At 42.9% G+C, this 19,245-nt stretch carries 13 protein-coding genes; 6 read left to right on the top strand and 7 right to left on the bottom strand.

Annotated features, from left to right (window positions below; genetic code table 11):
* Window positions 1-5 precede the first annotated feature (5 nt).
* Together gyrB and BM739_RS14240 are read left to right on the top strand one after the other, a co-directional pair.
* Window positions 6-2,423: a DNA topoisomerase (ATP-hydrolyzing) subunit B gene (gene gyrB / locus BM739_RS14245; RefSeq protein WP_076541763.1), complete on the top strand. Its 2,418-nt coding sequence runs from the start codon at window positions 6-8 to the stop codon at window positions 2,421-2,423.
* Window positions 2,424-2,537: 114 nt separating this feature from the next.
* Window positions 2,538-3,641 carry an HDOD domain-containing protein gene (locus BM739_RS14240; RefSeq protein WP_076541761.1) on the top strand — a complete coding sequence of 368 codons (1,104 nt, stop codon included), beginning with the start codon at window positions 2,538-2,540 and terminating at the stop codon, window positions 3,639-3,641.
* A 102-nt stretch (window positions 3,642-3,743) separates the two neighbouring features.
* Here BM739_RS14240 and glyS read toward each other — a convergent pair whose 3' ends face one another.
* Window positions 3,744-5,813, bottom strand: coding sequence for a glycine--tRNA ligase subunit beta (glyS, locus tag BM739_RS14235; protein WP_076541758.1), 2,070 nt, complete (start codon window positions 5,811-5,813; stop codon window positions 3,744-3,746).
* Between the two features lie 11 nt (window positions 5,814-5,824).
* Window positions 5,825-6,730 (bottom strand): glycine--tRNA ligase subunit alpha, encoded by a 906-nt coding sequence (glyQ, locus tag BM739_RS14230; RefSeq protein ID WP_076541755.1) that lies wholly within the window; start codon window positions 6,728-6,730, stop codon window positions 5,825-5,827.
* Window positions 6,731-6,849: 119 nt separating this feature from the next.
* Between glyQ and BM739_RS14225 the strand changes: the two genes are divergently transcribed.
* A complete protein-coding gene (locus BM739_RS14225; protein WP_076541753.1) occupies window positions 6,850-7,419 on the top strand; it encodes a DNA-3-methyladenine glycosylase I in 570 nt (189 codons plus the stop codon).
* 95 nt (window positions 7,420-7,514) lie between these two features.
* On the opposite strand, the gene BM739_RS14220 is transcribed toward BM739_RS14225, so the two are convergent.
* The 5 genes from BM739_RS14220 to fadB form a co-directional block, all read right to left on the bottom strand.
* The gene (locus tag BM739_RS14220) at window positions 7,515-10,712 is read right to left on the bottom strand and encodes an amidohydrolase family protein (protein WP_076541750.1); all 3,198 of its coding nucleotides are present in this window, start codon (window positions 10,710-10,712) and stop codon (window positions 7,515-7,517) included.
* 412 nt (window positions 10,713-11,124) lie between these two features.
* Window positions 11,125-11,571 carry an MOSC domain-containing protein gene (locus BM739_RS14215; RefSeq protein WP_076541875.1) on the bottom strand — a complete coding sequence of 149 codons (447 nt, stop codon included), beginning with the start codon at window positions 11,569-11,571 and terminating at the stop codon, window positions 11,125-11,127.
* A 2-nt stretch (window positions 11,572-11,573) separates the two neighbouring features.
* Window positions 11,574-11,819 carry a sulfurtransferase TusA gene (gene tusA / locus BM739_RS14210; protein WP_076541748.1) on the bottom strand — a complete coding sequence of 82 codons (246 nt, stop codon included), beginning with the start codon at window positions 11,817-11,819 and terminating at the stop codon, window positions 11,574-11,576.
* Between the two features lie 216 nt (window positions 11,820-12,035).
* Complete coding sequence (gene fadA / locus BM739_RS14205; protein ID WP_076541746.1) at window positions 12,036-13,205, bottom strand: acetyl-CoA C-acyltransferase FadA; 1,170 nt, start codon at window positions 13,203-13,205, stop codon at window positions 12,036-12,038.
* 22 nt (window positions 13,206-13,227) lie between these two features.
* Complete coding sequence (gene fadB / locus BM739_RS14200) at window positions 13,228-15,378, bottom strand: fatty acid oxidation complex subunit alpha FadB (protein ID WP_076541744.1); 2,151 nt, start codon at window positions 15,376-15,378, stop codon at window positions 13,228-13,230.
* A gap of 248 nt (window positions 15,379-15,626) precedes the next feature.
* On the opposite strand from fadB, the gene pepQ reads away from it, so the two are divergent.
* The 3 genes from pepQ to BM739_RS14185 all read left to right on the top strand — a co-directional run bounded on the left by pepQ (window position 15,627) and on the right by BM739_RS14185 (window position 19,197).
* Window positions 15,627-16,949: a Xaa-Pro dipeptidase gene (gene pepQ / locus BM739_RS14195; RefSeq protein WP_076541742.1), complete on the top strand. Its 1,323-nt coding sequence runs from the start codon at window positions 15,627-15,629 to the stop codon at window positions 16,947-16,949.
* The gene (locus BM739_RS14190; protein ID WP_076541740.1) at window positions 16,942-17,556 is read left to right on the top strand and encodes a YigZ family protein; all 615 of its coding nucleotides are present in this window, start codon (window positions 16,942-16,944) and stop codon (window positions 17,554-17,556) included. Before pepQ ends, BM739_RS14190 begins: the two co-directional genes overlap by 8 nt.
* A 183-nt stretch (window positions 17,557-17,739) precedes the next feature.
* On the top strand, window positions 17,740-19,197 hold the full coding sequence (locus tag BM739_RS14185) for a TrkH family potassium uptake protein (protein ID WP_076541738.1): 1,458 nt from the start codon (window positions 17,740-17,742) through the stop codon (window positions 19,195-19,197).
* The last annotated feature ends 48 nt before the right edge of the window (window positions 19,198-19,245 follow it).

Raw genomic sequence — 19,245 nt, 5'->3', positions numbered from 1 at the left:
GAAATATGTCAGAGAATAGTTATGATTCTTCGAGTATTAAGGTTTTAAAAGGCCTTGATGCTGTTCGTAAGAGACCAGGGATGTACATCGGCGATACTGACGATGGTACAGGTCTTCATCACATGGTATTCGAAGTGGTCGATAACTCTATCGATGAAGCCTTAGCAGGCCACTGTAGTGACATTACTATCACCATTCATTCAGATGGCTCGGTATCAGTACAAGATGATGGCCGTGGTATTCCTGTTGAGGTTCATGAAGAAGAAGGTGTGTCTGCTGCCGAAGTTATTATGACGGTACTTCATGCCGGTGGTAAGTTCGATGATAACTCTTATAAAGTATCAGGTGGCTTACACGGTGTTGGTGTTTCGGTTGTAAACGCATTATCTGAAAAACTGCAAATGACCATTCGTCGTAACGGTAAAGTTTACGAGCAGTTTTATTCAATGGGTGTACCTGATACACCAATCACGCCAGTGGGTGATTCAGAAAAAACCGGTACTTCAATCCGTTTCTGGCCAAGCAGTGAAACATTCTCAGATGTGCTATTCCACTTTGACATCTTAGCTAAACGTGTTCGTGAATTATCATTTTTGAACTCAGGTGTGGGTATCCGTTTAGTTGATGAACGTGATGGCCGTGATGAGTTCTTTAAATACGAAGGCGGCATCAGTGCTTTCGTTGATTACCTTAACCTCAATAAAACGCCAGTGAATAAAGAGGTTTTCCACTTTACTCAAGAGCGTGAAGACGGCATTACCGTTGAAGTGGCAATGCAGTGGAATGACGGTTATCAAGAAAAGATTTTCTGTTTTACCAATAACATCCCACAACGCGATGGCGGTACTCACTTAGCGGGTTTCCGTGGTGCACTAACCCGTAACTTAAATAACTATATGGAGCGTGAAGGCTTCAATAAGAAGGGTAAAACCAATGCAACGGGTGATGATGCTCGTGAAGGGTTAACCGCTGTTATTTCAGTAAAAGTGCCTGATCCTAAATTCAGTTCACAAACCAAAGACAAGTTAGTGTCCAGTGAAGTGAAGGGCGCGGTAGAGCAAACAATGGGTGAGCAATTAAATGATTACCTATTAGAAAACCCAATGTATGCCAAATTAATTGTGGGTAAAATCGTTGATGCGGCACGTGCTCGTGAAGCGGCGCGTAAAGCCCGTGAAATGACCCGTCGTAAAGGCGCATTAGATTTAGGTGGTTTGCCAGGTAAGCTTGCAGATTGCCAAGAGAAAGACCCTGGGCTTTCTGAAATATACATAGTGGAAGGGGACTCTGCTGGCGGATCAGCCAAGCAGGGACGTAACCGTAAAAACCAAGCTATTCTGCCGCTGAAAGGTAAAATTCTTAACGTTGAAAAAGCACGTTTTGATAAAATGTTATCTTCTCAAGAGGTCGCGACGCTGATCACTGCATTAGGTTGTGGTATTGGCCGTGATGATTATGATCCTGAGAAAACCCGTTATCACAATATCATCATCATGACCGATGCTGACGTCGATGGCTCGCACATTCGTACGCTGCTGTTGACCTTCTTCTTCCGTCAAATGCCTGAGTTGATTGAACGTGGTTACATCTATATTGCTCAACCACCTTTATTTAAAGTTAAAAAAGGTAAGCAAGAGCAGTACCTAAAAGATGAGCCTGCACTAACGGAATACTTAACCACTCAAGCCTTAGATGGTACTCATATTTACCCTTCTGCGGGTGCACCAGGTATGACAGGTGAGCCACTAGAGCGTTTAGTGAGCCAGTATCGTGAGGTTGAAGCGGTTATTGAGCGTTTAACTAAGCGTTACCCAACGGTTATTTGTAACCGTATGCTTTACCATCCAGCACTGAACAATGAAATGCTGGCTGACGAAGCACAAATGAAGCAGTGGTGTGATGCCTTTGTCGCTGACCTTATTGAGATTGAAACTGACGGTGTTATTTATAACATTGAACCACAATTAGATCCTGAGCGTCAGGTATATCTACCAAGCCTAACAATCCGTAAGCATGGTATTGATACTAACTACGTATTTAGTTACGACTTCTTCCAATCAAATGATTACCAACGTATTGCTAAGTTAGGCTCAGCATTAGACGGTATGATTGAAGAAGGTGGCTATGTTAAACGTGGCGAGCGTATGAAAGAAGTTGATAGCTTCTTAGAGGCGCTTGATTGGACTATGTCTGAAGCTAAACGTGGTTTGTACATCCAACGTTATAAAGGATTGGGTGAAATGAACCCTGAGCAATTGTGGGAAACGACAATGGATCCTGAAACTCGTCGTATGCTACAAGTCACCATTGAAGATGCCGTAGGCGCTGATCAATTGTTTACTTGTTTGATGGGCGATCAAGTTGAACCGCGTCGTGACTTCATTGAAACTAACGCGCTAAACGTTGCTAACTTAGACGTGTAGTCGAGTTTAAAAGACATTAAATGGGTGCCTTAAGGCGCCCATTTTTTTATCGGTAATCTCTACAAACTCATCTTGTCACTGTTGTATATTTACCTGAAGTGTAGGTAATTTATTGTGTTTAAAAAGCTATTCAATAAGATTTTTAATTTAAGACCGGCCGTTGAGGTCAAACAAGCCAAAGCATTAAATGAGCAGCACTCATTGCTATCGGCTAACATCCAAGAGCCAAGCGCTACAGAGTCGAAACTGCGCTCAAGCGACTCATATGTAAGGCAGGCCAAATCACACTTAAGCAACTCAAATGAAACAGCGGAAGAGGCGCAACAAATAGATTTATCCGCGCTGTTTTATAGCCTGCTTTTTCCTATGAGTAGCCACAAAAATGGTGGCATGGCGAATAATCTTGAACGTAGCATATTAGCCGAAATCAATATTGCTTTTAGTGCACCTCAAGACATTGCTGCCAAAGTATTAAAACTGCCAAGGCGCATAACCGAGCTTGACCATCAACTATCCCAAGATGGGATTGAAACCAAACAAGTACTGCGGTTAATTGAGCAAGATCCGGTACTGAGCGTCGAAGTGTTAAAGTTATGCAACTCAAGTGCTTTTAAGCGTTCAGACAAAGATATTACTAATCTACAGCAAGCCATTGTGCAGCTAGGGCGAGCGCAATTACGTCAGTTTGTTCGCAGTTGTTTGGTGAAAGAAATGATTGATATTAAGCCGATTTACTTTAGGCGTTTTGGCGCTGAAATTTGGCGTCATTCAATGCAAGTGGCTTTTATTGCCAGTGACTTAGCTGAAGAAGATGCTGATACAGTATTTTTGCTGGGATTACTTCATGATGTGGGCAAAATCGCCATTTTCAAAATGCTGCTGGATGCCTTTGAAAAAGCCGAGCCGGGTGAGCAACCAAGTTCGGCATTGTTTAAGCAAGTGATGACCACTAAGTCGTTAGGGCTAAGTGCGTTACTGGCTAAGCATTGGCAGCTGCCAGCGCAGTTTGAGTTTCAGCTAGCACAATTAACTAATTCTGATTATCGTCCAACAGACGCGATGGCATTGGCTGTATGGCGGGCTAATATCATTAGTGAGTGTTCTATGTTGCGGCAAAAAGATAAACTTAAACAAGATGATTTGCAGCAGCTATTGCAGCAAGTGGGGCTTAATCAATCTGAGTTTGAGGTTATTCATCAAAAGTTGATCTGTTTCTAAGACTCAATTCTCGATTAACAATAACCTCCTAAAAACCAGCCAATAAAAAACGCGCTTAACTGATGTTAAGCGCGTTTTTTTACAACTTAATAGGGTTAACTATTATTGGAGTAGTGAGATATCGGCAGCATGTAAGAATTGCTCACGCAGGCTATTTAGTAATGCCAAGCGGTTATTCTTAAGGGCTTCATCATCAGCCATCACCATGACACCTTCAAAGAAGGCATCAACGCTTTCACGCAGATTGGCTAGCAATGCTAACGCTTCTTGATAGTTGGCGGCAGCAAACAATGGCGCAAGTTGCGGTTGCAGTTCAGCTAACTTTTCAGCTAAGGCTTTTTCAGCAGGTTCAACCAATAAACTGGCATCAATGCTAGTGGCAATCTCGCCTTCAACTTTGGCTAGAATATTTGAAACACGCTTGTTAGCCGCAGCCAGCGAAGATGCTTGTTCTAAGCTTCTGAAGTGCGCCACAGCTTTAATACGGCTTTCAAAGTCAGCAGGTGCGGTAGGCTTGCGTGCAAGCACGGCAAGAATAACGTCAACGCTGACGCCTTGATCTTGATACCAAGAGCGGAAACGACCCATGAAGAATTCAAGCACTTGCTCAGACACATTGTCATTAGTGAGGTTTTCACCGTGTAATTGTTTTGCTTTAGCAATCAAATCCACCAAGTCTAATGGTAAGTTGTTTTCTAAACATATACGCAAAATACCAATCGCTGCACGGCGCAGTGCAAATGGATCCGCCGCGCCTTTTGGTGCTTGGCCAATACCAAAAATACCCACTAAGGTATCAAGCTTTTCAGCTAATGCTACACAGATTGAAATCGGTGCCGTCGGAACGGTATCGCCAGAGAACTTAGGTTTGTATTGCTCAGCTAAGGCAAGGGCAACCGCTTCTGTTTCACCATTTAAGCGCGCGTAGTGCATGCCCATAGTGCCTTGAAGATCAGTAAACTCCATCACCATATTGGTCATTAAGTCAGATTTTGACAGCAAACCAGCACGGCTTGCTTCTTCGCTGTTGGCATCAATGCTAGTGGCAATAAAGCCAGCCATTGCAGAGATGCGTTCAACACGTTGCTTAATGGTGCCCAATTGCTTTTGGAATACCACTGTTTCTAAGCTCGCAAGGCGCGACTCTAAACTGTCTTTCTTATCTGTTTCAAAGAAGAACTCAGCATCAGCTAAACGTGGACGAACCACTTTTTCATTACCTGAAATAATTTGCTGTGGATCTTTAGATTCGATGTTAGTAACGAAGATAAAGTTAGGTAATAGTTGTCCAGTTTGATCAAATACTGGGAAGTATTTTTGATCGCCTTTCATAGTGTAAACCAAGGCTTCAGCTGGAACGTCTAAGAACTTTTCTTCAAAGCTTGCAGTCAATACCACAGGCCATTCAACTAAAGAGGTGACTTCTTCAAGTAGGTCATCTTCAAGTTCTGCTACACCGCCAATATCTTTTGCTGCAGCTTCAGCGTTAGTCTTGATAATACCTTTACGACGTTGGTAATCAGCTAAAACTTTACCTTGCTGCTCAAGAGCGGTTAAGTAGTTGTCAGCATGATCTAACTCGAAGGTATCAACGCCCATAAAGCGGTGACCACGAATTGTGCGTGCAGATTGAATACCTAACAATTCACCTTCAACTAACTCTTCACCTAACAACATAGTGACAGTATGAACCGGACGGATAAATTGTGTGGTGTTACTTCCCCAGCGCATTGGCTTTGGAATAGGTAACTTATCTAATGATTTTTGCGCCATGGCTGCGATCAGTGATTTAGTTTCTACGCCTACCACTTTAGCTTGGTGTAATAACCATTCGCCTTTATCTGTTTTCAAGCGCTCAGCTTGTTCCACAGTAATGCCGTTACCACGAGCCCAGCCCATAGCTGCTTTCGTTGGGTTGCCATCAGCATCAAATGCTTGGGCAACAGCAGGGCCACGTTTTTCAACCACTTTGTCTGCTTGCGCTACAGCAAGGTGTTCAATGCTAATAGCTAAACGGCGCGGCGCGGCGTACCAAGTGGCTGTTTCAAAGGCCAGCTCAGCTTTGGTTAGCTCTTCGGTGAAGTTAGCTAAAAATGATTCAGCTAATTTACGTAATGCTTTTGGCGGTAATTCTTCAGTACCCACTTCAATGAGTAAGTTTTCAACATTCATTCTATTTACCTCTACTTACACATTGGGAAACCAAGCGCTTCACGGGCTTGGTAGTAAGATTCTGCAACACCTTTGGCCATAGTACGAACACGTAAAATATAACGTTGACGTTCAGTAACCGAAATCGCGTGGCGAGCATCAAGTAAGTTAAAGGCATGAGATGCTTTCATTACTTGCTCGTATGCAGGAAGAGGCAATGGCTTTTCAAGTCCAAGTAGTTTTTGACAAGCAATTTCACAATCATCGAACTGTTTGAATAGCACTTCGACATTGGCATGTTCAAAGTTATAGGTTGATTGCTCAACTTCGTTCTGATGGAAAATATCACCATACATCACTTTACCCATTGGACCGTCTGTCCATACTAGGTCGTATACGCTATCTACTTCTTGAATATACATCGCAAGACGTTCAAGGCCGTAAGTGATTTCACCAGTGACAGGCTTACACTCTAAACCGCCTACTTGTTGGAAATAGGTAAATTGCGATACTTCCATACCGTTTAACCACACTTCCCAACCAAGACCCCAAGCACCTAATGTAGGTGATTCCCAGTTGTCTTCTACGAAGCGAACATCATGGACACCCATATCTACGCCTAGTGCTTCTAAAGAACCAAGATATAGCTCTTGAATATTGCTAGGAGAAGGCTTAAGCACTACTTGAAATTGATAGTAGTGTTGCAGACGGTTAGGGTTTTCACCGTAACGGCCATCGGTAGGGCGGCGACATGGCTGAACATAAGCACTACTCATTGGCTCTGGGCCTAATGAGCGCAAGAATGTCATTGGGTGGAATGTACCAGCACCAACTTCCATGTCTAATGGTTGAACTATTGCGCAACCTTGCTGCGCCCAGAATTCCTGCAGGGTCATAATAAAGCCCTGGAATGTTTTTACGTCGTATTTCGTCGTCATGTCCGCTTATCTACTGGTTAGGCTATAAATAGAAAATGGTTTTGATTATACCTTGTAGATAAAGGCTTATGTAGGTTATTTTTTAACGTAGAGACTAAAAATAGTAAAGGACTCAATAAATGGATCAACAACGCTGTGCTTGGGTCAGTGATGACCCCATATATCAAGACTATCATGATAACGTTTGGGGGCGGCCAGTTTATGATCCACTTGAGTTATTTGAAAAGCTTTGCTTAGATGGCCAGCAAGCAGGGTTGTCTTGGATCACCATTTTAAAAAAGCAGCATAATTACCAAGCCTTGTTTGCCAATTTTGACCCTAAAATTATTGCCACATTTGATGACGCCAAAGTCGAAGAGTTATTACTCAATCCTGGAATCGTCAGGAATCGTTTAAAGGTTAATTCTATTATTCGTAATGCCAAAGCCTATTTAGCCTTTGTAGAGCAGGGCAATGATTTTTCTGAATTTCTTTGGCAGTTTGTCGGGGGGAAACCTGTGGTCAATCACTATTCAACTTCGGCGGATTTACCAGCTCAAACAGCAGAGTCAGTGGCCATGTCTAAAGCACTTAAACAGCTTGGGTTTAACTTTGTTGGCCCGACAATTTGTTATGCATTCATGCAAGCGGTAGGTATGGTTAATGACCATACAACAGATTGTTTTTGTTATGGAAGCGAGTTTGTTTAACGCAGCTTTTAGAAAATAAAAAAAGGATGTTCCACGTGGAACATCCTTTTTTTTGCTCAACCGTTTTCGATTAACCTAAGCTTATTAGCTCAATATTAATCTTTTTTCTCAAAGAAAAATGGCTTACGTTTTACTTCTTCACCATTTAACTGATCCATGGTTTCTGAATTAAATAACTTACCATTGACCATGGTGTAAGTGACTTTATCAGTCACACGGATATCAGCTAATGGGTCGCCATCAATCACAATAATATCAGCAAGTTTGCCGGCTTTAATCGAGCCGATTTGATGGTCCATGCCGAAGGTGGTTGCAGGGTTGATGGTTGCGGTTTTTAGTACCTCCATATTGCTCATGCCACCTTGGGCAAACATCCACATTTCCCAATGGGCCGCTAAACCTTCACGTTGACCATGAGCACCAATATTAGGTTTGATGCCAATATCATTTAGCTCATTGGCAACCCGTACCACATTGAAATGGTTGTAATGCTCATCCGGTGCCGTTGTTCTTCTCATTGAGCGCGCATTAAGAATATCAGACGGTACATACATGCTTAAGCGAGGGTGTGCCCAAACATCAGTTTTATCGTACCAATAATGCTCGCCAGAAATACCGCCATATGCGACAACCAGTGTTGGGGTATAACCGACTTTGGTTTGACTCCAGAACTGTTTAATATCGCTATAGATAGAGCCAACGGGTAATGAGTGTTCGACAGTGGTATGGCCATCAGCAATCATCGACAAGTTATGCTGCAGCAAACTACCACCTTCGGGAACCACCATCATTTCTAATTCACGAGCAGCTTGAATCACTTGTTGGCGTTGGTTACGACGCGGTTGGTTGTAACTTTTCACACTGAAAGCGCCAACTTTTTTCAGGCGCTCTAAATGGAATTTAGCATCATCCAGTGAATCTACATGGGATGTGTAACCCGGTGCATTGGCGCCGTATAAAATAGTCCCGGTTGAGAATATACGTGGGCCAACAATGTTACCTGCTTTTTGTTGCTCTGATGCAGCAAAAATCTCAGTGGTATCATTTGACGGATCATGTATTGCCGTTACGCCTAATGACAGTGCTGAGTATAACTGCCAGTTTTGCTGTGGGGTAATTTCATCATCTGCTTGGCTACCATGGGCATGGGCATCAAATAAACCCGGCATTAAGCTTTTACCTTTAATGTCGATGATTTGTGCGTCACTAGGAATGGTTAAGTTAGCATCGCCAACACTGACAATTTTATTATCTTTAACGATGACAACACCATTATCAATAACTTGGTCATTTTCCATGGTTATGATTTTGCCACCAACAAATGCGATTGTTCCACGTGGAACATCTGCTTTTTTAGTGAAACCAATCGCAGTAACTTCAGGTTTAGCTTCTTCATCGCTGTTGTAGTCAGTATCAACTTTAGCTTGATAAAGGTCTGGGCCTAAAGTCCAATAAATTTCTTCATTGTTACTGTTCCAGCTAATGCTTTCACCTGCGCGGGCACTTAATTGCTTAACAGGTAAGTTTTTCGCTTTCGGGCTGATCTTGATGGTTTCGCCATGTTTGGCAAATGGGGTGACATAAACTCTAAAGCGTTCAGCAAAGGCTAGGTGCTCACCATTTGGCGATACTCTAAATTCAGTAGCATGCTCGCTGGTGTAGTGAGTACGTTTTTCAAAGCCATCTAAACTGATTGATGCCAGCTCTGGGGTTTTTCCATGATCCATAAAGAATACGCGATTATTATCAGCGCCAAATTGTGGCTGATAACCGCTAGCTGAAACTTTGGTATTTTGCTTATTCTTTAAATCAACTTTATATAAACCCGGTTCTTGTGACCAAGTTCTTGGAGTGACAAATCCGCCTTTCGCTTTACGGTAGACCACGGTTTTACCATCTGGCGAAAAGGTCGGTTCGACATATTTGCCTGGCAGGGATGTCAGTTGTTTACTGCGGCCACCTTTGCTACTCACAATACTGACAGTGCCTTGGTCTTGATCATTCCAAGTGGTAAAGACGATATTCTTGCCGTCCCGTGACCATTGTGGGAATAGCTCATTAACGTCATCATCAAGTCGAGTTAAGCGTTTTTGTTTACCATCTTCAATATCACGGATCCAAAGTTTGCCTAATGCTTCAAATACCACTTTTTCACCATTTGGTGACACTTGGGCCATACGCAGCATTTTTACGTCAAAATTATCCTGATCTAGATTTTGGCTGAAGCGTACTGATGGTTGCACTTCTAATTCAGTTTTAACGCTGAAAGGAATATTCTCCACAGACTTGTCTTCAAGGCTCAGTTTATTAATTTTACCTTTGGCCCAAAAAACAATTTCTTCATTATCTTGGGTCCAAGACATGGTTGGGTAAACACCATGAATTGCCCATGTCTCTTGCATATCACGATCTAAATCGCCATAAAGCTTAGTTTGCTCACCTGATTTTAAATCGAGTAAATACAGCGAAGATTGGAAGCCATCACGTTTGATATAAGCTAACTTGGTGCCATCAGGGCTAGGTGTTGGACGAATGGCGCCGCCAGTGCCTTCAAGTAATACTTCTATATCACCAGACTGAGTATCGTAGCGTTTAATTTTGTAGATACCTTTGACAGAGTCTTTTGAGTAGTGAAAGGTTTTACCTGGAGTGGCATCTTGGCTGAAATAAATATATCTGCCATCAGGTGAGTAGGCAGGCTCGCCTAAATCTTTTTGTTCGTTCGGACGCTCTGTTAATTTTACCCCTTCACCGCCTGCCACGTGATACATCCACACTTCACCAGCACCTAAACTGCGACTACCGGTAAAATGTTTACGGGCCACTAAGTATTGAGAATCAGGACTCCAAGCAGGGCTGTTGAGTAAACGGAAGGTTTCACTGGTCACTGGATGTGGGTTTGAGCCATCGGCATTCATTACCCAAATATTGTCGCCACCGTCTTCATCAGAGGTGAAGGCAATGTATTTGCCATCTGGGCTATAAACTGGCTGCATTTGCCAAGCGATGCCAGAAGCAAGTTTTGTTGCCTCGCCACCTTTTATGGGCATTTGATAGATATCACCCAGTAAGTCAAACACTATGGTTTTACCGTCAGGGGAAACGCTGACATTCATCCATGTGCCTTCGGTGACATCAATAGAGAGTTTTTCTAGTGGCGCGTTTGCTGGGGCATTAACTTGCCATTTTTCTGTTTCTTTAGCTGTATCATCAGAGGCATTAGCAGTGAGTGAAACACTCGCTAAGCTTAACGCTATCGCGGTGTAGAGCGGTTTTATTTTTGAAGTTAGCATGCACAGTCCATTGGTCGTCATTATTGTTATAGGTCGCGTTAACACTTTTTATGTTGCTTGGTGTTATTGGCGAGTTGCAAATCTGATGACATTTATCGCATATATTAGCCAATAACTAAATAGATATTCTGTTTCAAATAATGACAGCTATCTGGTGACTGTTTGGCTGCAGCATAATTATTTGCAGCTCAGCGATATGAAGCTAGGAGTTTTGCCATTTTTAATCTGATAACTTGCTGTGTGTTGGTTAAATTGGGGAGTGAAACTGAGAGCTTGAGTTGTAATTAAGTCCTATGAAAATACGTGAGTATGTACCTAATTTCGCTAGTTTGATTAGTGTAATAAAGCACTGAACAGTTATTCATTTTTGCTCAGTGCTGCGCCCATTAACGATAAAACTCAATAGGCTTACTTATATGGTTATTATTGAAACCTGATCATCAATTTGGATCAGGCCTTCAGTAATCACTTTACAGGTTACGCCACCACGCCAATCTGGGGTAAGGGCTTTTTCAAGACCTTGATGTGACTGCTCCATTTTTTTACATGGGTCGGTTTCACCAGTGATCAGTAAGCTAACATCATTACCAAGTTTAATGACTTTACCAACATCTGCGGCGCTAAACTCATAGCCATCAATTAATATATTGGCTCTTCGGGTTAACCAGTCTAAATCGGCATTAATTTCATTACAGGCCAATTGCCACTGTTGTTGCGACATGACGGTCACTTGGCGTTTCCCGGGCTTTCCAAAAATATCGTTTTCAACGCCTGTTAATAAACTTACCTTGGCACAAAATACTGGCTTCATCGGCCCTTTTTTAGCCGTTTTGTAAGCAATAGCGCGTAACGAAATCATCATTAGAGGCCTTTTTTAATCAAGTATTTGTATGGGGTTTGCTTGGTATCGCTTGCAAGAAGAGTGTGATCCATAAACTCACAAAAGCTTGGAATATCGCGGGTGGTTGCCGGATCATCTGCAGTAATTAATAGGCTTTCACCTTCTGCCATTTTACGCACAGTTTTACGGATCATCATTACAGGTTCTGGGCAACGTAAACCAAGCGCATCTAAGTGGTGGTCTGCGGCAGTAAAATCTTTAGTCATATCAATTCTTCTTACTCAACAATTGCGCTAATTTTACTCTGGTTAAAGTTTGATGCAACACCGATGCTCGCTTTATTAGTAAAGCGTGATGTTATGCTCACAGAAATATGATGTTCCACGTGAAACATTGCTGTAAAGCAGCGATAAAAAAACCGAGCTAGATAGCTCGGTTTTTAATTTAGATGCTACTAATGCAGCTGTGATAGTAAATTAGATTTAGCTATCAACGCGCTCAAAGATAGTTGCAATGCCTTGGCCTAAACCAATACACATAGTGGCTAAACCATACTTAGCACCTTTAGCTTCCATCAAGTTAATCAGTGTTGTTGAGATACGAGTACCTGAACAACCTAATGGATGACCTAATGCAATTGCGCCGCCGTTTAAGTTAACTTTCTCGTCAACCACCTCGGTTAAACCAAGATCTTTAACACATGGTAATGATTGCGCTGCGAATGCTTCATTCAATTCAATCACGTCCATATCATCGACAGTGAGACCAGCACGCGCTAAGGCTTTTTTGGTCGCAGGTACTGGGCCGTAACCCATAATCGCAGCATCACAACCAGCAACCGCCATAGAGCGGATACGAGCGCGAATCGGTAAACCTAATTCGCGAGCCTTTTCTTCTTCCATGACTAACATAGCAGAAGCGCCGTCAGAAAGTGCAGAAGAGGTACCAGCTGTTACTGTGCCGTTAGCTGGGTCAAACGCTGGGCGTAGACCTGATAAAGACTCTAAAGAGGTTTCAGGACGAATAACTTCATCGTGAGTCACTTTAATTAATGCACCATTTGCATCGTGGCCTTCAATAGCAACGATTTCGTTATCAAAGCGACCTTCAACAGTCGCTGCATGGGCACGTTGATGAGAACGTACAGCAAATGCATCTTGTTGTTCACGAGTGATACCGTGCATTTTACCTAGCATTTCAGCGGTTAAGCCCATCATGCCAGACGCTTTTGCCACGTTAGCAGCCAGACCCGGGTGGAAGTCTACACCGTGGTTCATTGGTACATGACCCATGTGCTCAACACCACCAACGATAAAGGTATCGCCTTGGCCAGTCATAATTGCGCGGGCTGCTTGATGCAGAGCATCCATTGATGAACCACATAAGCGGTTCACCGTTACAGCGCCAGCTGATTTTGGAATGCCAGCTAAAAGCGCCGCGTTACGAGCAATATTGAAACCTTGCTCAAGCGTTTGTTGCACACAACCCCAGATAACATCTTCGATGTCAGTTGGATTAAGCTTTGGGTTACGTGATAGTAATGATTTCATTAGTTCTGCAGATAAAGTTTCTGCACGTACATTTCTAAATACTCCAGCCTTAGAGCGGCCCATCGGAGTACGAATGCAGTCGACGATTACAGCGTTTTTCATGATGTTATTCCTTTACTGCTAATTAGGCTGGGTAGTAAGTACCGTTATTGGCTGCAAGCTCACGCATTGCATCAGTCACTTGATATAAACCACCTAAGTGAGCAAACTTGTCAGCAAGTGCAACAAAGTTAGCCACACCCATGGTATCTAGGTAACGGAATACACCGCCTCTAAATGGTGGGAAACCAATACCGTAAACCAGACCCATATCGCCTTCAGCAGGAGAAGCAATAATGCCTTCTTCTAAACAACGAACCGTTTCGATAATCATTGGGATCATACAACGAGCGATAACTTCATCAGCTTCGAATTCTTTTAGCTCACCAAATTCTTTACCTAACAATTCATAGCTGGTTGGATCTAAATCTTTCTTCGGCTTACCACGACGGTCAACAGAGTAAGAGTAGAAACCTTTAGTATTCTTCTGACCAAAGCGCTCGCTTTCAAACATGATGTCGATAGCATCTTTGCCATTTTTACCCATGCGGTCAGGGAAACCTTCAGCCATAACTGCTTGTGCATGATGACCAGTATCTAGACCAACAACGTCAAGTAAGTATGCTGGGCCCATTGGCCAACCGAATTGTTTTTCCATTACTTTATCTACTTTGGCAAAATCAGCACCGTCAGCAAGTAAACCACTGAAGCCGGCAAAGTAAGGGAACAATACGCGGTTAACAAAGAAGCCTGGACAATCATTAACAACGATTGGGGTTTTACCCATTTTGCTGGCGTATGCCACAACAGAAGCAATAGTTTCTTCTGAGCTGTTTTCGCCACGAATGACTTCAACTAATGGCATTTTATGTACTGGGTTAAAGAAGTGCATGCCGCAGAAGCGCTCTGGCTTTTTCATGCTCTTCGCTAACAAGTTGATTGAGATAGTCGAGGTGTTTGATGCAATGATGGCATCATCTGCAACATAACCTTCAACTTCAGCTAATACTGACGCTTTTACTTTAGGGTGCTCAACTACAGCCTCAACGATAACATCAGCATCTTTAATAGGGGCATAATCTAACGCTGGAGTGATGTTGTTTAACACTGCAGCCATTTTAGCTGGCGTAGAACGGCCACGTTTAACTTGCGCTGTTAGCAATTTAGCGGCTTCGCCAAGACCTAAATCTAATGCAGGTTGAGCGATGTCTTTCATGACAATCGGTGTACCTTTACTAGCACTTTGGTAAGCGATACCGCCGCCCATGATGCCAGCGCCTAATACGGCGGCACTGTCTACTTTCTTAGCCAGTTTACCGGCTTTCTTAGCTTTGCCTTTAACGAACTGATCGTTTAAGAAAATGCCAATTAATGCCGTGGCCACTTCAGTTTTCGCTAACTTGATGAACGCTTTGTTTTCTACTTTTAGTGCTTCAGCGCGATCCAATGTTGCAGCTTGTTCAATAACGTTAACTGCCATCATAGGTGCAGGGTAATGTTTACCTGCAACTTTAAAGACCATGCCTTTAGCCGTTGCAAACGACATCATAGCTTCAAGCTTTGGCAATGTAAGTGGTTTAAGTTTACGTGCGCGGCGAGACTGCCAGTCTAACTTTTCGTTAATGGCATCTTTTAGCATTTGCAGAGCTGCAGCTTCTAGGTTTTCAGGTGCAACAACTGCATCAATAGCGCCAACTTCTAAAGCCGCCTCTGGGCGTTGATCTTTACCTGTGGTGATCCATTCCAGTGCATTGTCAGCACCAATCACACGAGGTAAGCGCACAGTACCACCAAAACCTGGGATTAAACCAAGCTTGGTTTCTGGTAAGCCGATACGGGCGTTGGTGTCTGCGATGCGTAAGTCAGTCGCAAGGATAGCTTCACAACCGCCACCTAATGCAAAACCATTTACAGCAGAAGCTGTTGGGAATGGTAAGTCTTCAAGTTTATCAAATACTGCGCTGGCTTGTTCGACCCAAGATAATAACGTGGCGTCATCTTGCTCAAATAAACCTAAAAATTCTGTGATATCAGCGCCAACGATAAAGGTACTTTTACCAGAGGTAACCAGTAGGCCTTGTATGTTGGTGTTTTGCTTGATGCTTTCTAATGCAGCATCTAATGAAGAAAGAGTTTCTTTATCGAATTTGTTTACCGAACCTGGTGCGTTAAAGCACAGCTTGGCAATATTATCCTCTAATAACTCAACTTGAATCGTAGGACTTTGGTAGATCATTGCTTGCTTCCTTTTTGCTAAAAGCGACTTCTACATCACAATCACTGTGTTGTTATCTAGCTTTGTTTTCACAGCAGCGACGGCCATCATTTGACCAGTTGCCAAACAGTGTGCGACGAAATGAAATAAAATACAACACCCAATTTAAACGTCCGTTTAAATAATTGGCAGCTAGAGTCAATTTTGCCCTTTGTGATACACTTCACAAGTTCTTTCAAAACAAAAAAATCATTACAGGGACTGAAATAATGGATCAGCTGGCTCATTTTTATCATGCACACATTGCAGAACTAAATCGTCGTGTTGCCGAAATAACACAAGGTCAACAACTGGCTGGACTGGTTATTCATTCAGGGCAAGCTCATCGTCAGTTTCTTGATGATTTACATTATCCATTTAAAGTTAATCCGCAGTTTAAAGCCTGGTTACCAGTGCTGGATAACCCCAATTGCTGGGTTGTCGCTAACGGAGTTGATAAACCACAGCTGATTTTTTATCGTCCGGTGGATTTTTGGCATAAGGTGAGTGATGAGCCAAATGATTTTTGGGCAGAACATTTTGAGATTAAATTACTGACTAAAGCTGACCAAGTGGCGCAGTTATTACCGACTAACTTATCTGACTGGGCTTATATCGGCGAACATATTGAGGTGGCAAAAGCGCTCGGTATTAGTTGCTGTAATCCTGATGCGGTAATGAATTACCTGCATTATCACCGCGCCGATAAAACCCAGTACGAACTGGAATGTTTGCGCCGCGCTAACCAAACTGCAATCAAAGGTCACTTAGCGGCTAAGAATGCTTTTTATAATGGTGGCAGTGAGTTTGAAATTCAGCAGCAGTATTTATCCGCCATTGGCCAAACTGAAAACGAAGTACCCTATGGCAATATTGTTGCGCTTAACCAAAATGCGGCGATATTGCATTACACCGCTTTAGAACATCAAATCCCGTCGCCACGGTTATCATTCTTAATCGATGCAGGGGCTAACTATAATGGTTATGCATCTGACATTACCCGTACTTATTCTTTTGAGAAAAATAGTTTCTACGAGTTGATTGTGGAGATGAATAAGTTGCAACTGTCATTAGTGGACATGATGAAGCCAGGGGTTAAATACCCTGATTTACACTTACGTTTTCATGCAAAACTGGCTGATTTGATGCTGGAGTTTAATTTGGCAACAGGTGATGCGCAAGGCTTGGTAGAGCAGGGTATTACCAGCGTTTTCTGCCCCCACGGTTTAGGCCACATGTTGGGGTTACAGGTACACGATATGGGCGGCTTTTTAGGTGATGCAGCAGGCAGCCGTATCGCCACTCCTGCTGGCCATCCATTTTTGCGTTGCAGCCGTGAAATCGCCGCCAACCAAGTTTTTACCATTGAGCCTGGTATTTATATTATTGATTCCTTACTTGCTGGACTAAAAGCCGATCAGCGACAATCGCAAATAAATTGGGATAAAGTCGACGAATTAAGACCTTTTGGCGGCATTCGAATTGAAGATAATGTTATTGTGCACCAAGATAGAAACGAAAACATGACCCGAGAGCTAGGCCTCATTGACTGAACAATACCAAATACCTAATCAAACACTCACCATCGAAGAAGATATCAAGCACAGTCGATTTATCACTGTGCTGTTTCATTGTAGTAGTGAGTTAGGGCTGAAGTGTGCGCTTACTAACATAAAGCTAGAATACCCGGGCGCTAACCATTATTGCTATGCTTTTGTGGCGTCCGATCCGCAAAATAGTATTGCCATTGGCAGTAGCGACGATGGCGAGCCTGCTGGCAGTGCCGGTCGGCCGATGTTAGCAACCTTACAAGGCTCAAATATTGGTGAGATTGGCGCTATTGTCGTGCGCTACTTTGGCGGCACTAAGCTAGGAGTGGGTGGTTTAGTGCGGGCTTACTCATCGGGGATCAAGTCTGGTTTAACCGAACTTGAAACCAAAACTAAATATATTCGCTATAGTACTAAGCTAAGTTGCAGTTACCCGCAACTTAATCAAATTGAATATTTAGTTAATCAATTTGATGGTGTGATCAGCAATAAAGTCTTTACTGATGTTATCGAAATTGAATTTGAAATCGCCAAAGCATTTCATGATGAGTTTAATCGTGAGCTGGCCACCCAAACCCAAGGTCAGCTTAAGGCAAAGTTTAACGTTTGATGCGTGTAAAAAGTATGCCAAAATACAAAGTCATAACGATAATAAGCTTAATTGTTAATCGCTGATCTTTAAATATGTGATTAGCCGAGGCGTTATGGCTTATTAGCGCGCCCGAGTCTTGGGCGGCATTAACATCGATGCTCTCAAATTAGTGCAAAATAAAACCTATGCGATATAAACACAGTGCAATATAAAACAATTATTAGAATCACTGGCCTGCTGATGGGATTATTTTCTATCACTATGCTGCCACCCGCATTAGTTGCCATTTTTTATAAAGATGGCGGCGGTACTGCATTTATTCAGGCGTTTTGCGTCAGTTTATTTTTAGGTTTTTTACTCTGGTATCCAAACCGGTCTCAAAAAGGCGATTTACGCACCCGCGAAGGCTTTTTGATTGTGGTGATGTTTTGGACGGTACTGGGCTCCATCGGAGCACTGCCATTTATCTTTTCTACCGAACCCGACTTAAGTTGGACAGACAGCTTCTTTGAATCCTTTTCAGCGTTGACCACCACAGGGGCCACCGTGATTGTCGGCCTCGATGATTTGCCCAAAGCGATATTGTTTTATCGCCATCTGCTGCAGTGGATGGGCGGCATGGGGATCATTGTGCTAGCGGTAGCCATTTTGCCGCTGTTAGGTATTGGTGGTATGCAGCTCTATAAAGCTGAAATACCCGGGCCGGTTAAAGACAGTAAGATGAAACCGCGAATTGCTGAGACCGCCAAGGCGCTTTGGTATATCTACTTATTATTAACTGTGGCTTGTGCGACAGCATTTTATTTTGCTGGCATGAGCGCCTTTGATGCTATTTGTCATTCATTTTCGACCATTGCTATTGGTGGTTTCTCAACGCATGATGCCAGTATTGGCTATTTTAATAGCCCGCTTATCAATGTGATTTGTGCGGTGTTTTTACTGATTGCGGCGGTTAACTTTAGCCTGCATTTCGCCGCATTTAGTTGGCGAGGGATTAATTTTAAAGTCTATTTTCGAGATGCTGAATTTAAAGCCTTGATTGGCATTCAATTGGTATTAACCGCTATTTGTTTCGCGACTTTATATAATGCAGGTTTATATGATTCGCCAGAGCAGACCTTGGATTATGCTTTTTTCCAAGTAGTGTCGATATCCACTACGGCTGGTTTTGGCACTGAAAGTTTTAACTCTTGGCCATTGTTTTTGCCTATATTATTAATCTTTTCTAGTTTTATTGGTGGCTGCGCTGGCTCTACCGGCGGCGGCATGAAAGTGATCCGCTTTGTGCTATTGCTGCTGCAAGGCTCCCGAGAAATGAAACGCTTAATACACCCTAAGGCCATGTACTCGATTAGAATTGGTAAGTCTGCTTTGCCTGATCGTGTCATTGATGCGGTGTGGGGCTTTTTCTCTGCCTATGCCTTAGTGTTTGTCATTTGCATGGTGTTATTAATGGCAATGGAGATGGACGCCATTACCGCCTTTAGTGCAACTGCTGCCAGTATAAATAACCTCGGCCCAGGCTTAGGAGAGGTGGCCAGTAACTATGCCAGTGTTACTGATGGCGCTAAATGGGTGTTGGTACTGGCCATGCTATTTGGCCGTTTAGAGGTGTTTACCTTGTTAGTGTTATTTACGCCGACGTTTTGGAAAAACTAATGACCTAGCTATCTTCAATGGGCATTTAGCGCTTATTGCTGTTGAGGA

It is taken from the genome of Shewanella sp. UCD-KL21 (assembly GCF_001957135.1).
Taxonomy (GTDB): Bacteria; Pseudomonadota; Gammaproteobacteria; order Enterobacterales; family Shewanellaceae; genus Shewanella.
The sequence above is the reverse complement of the archived record's forward strand: the minus strand, read 5'-3'. Positions and strand labels throughout refer to the sequence as shown.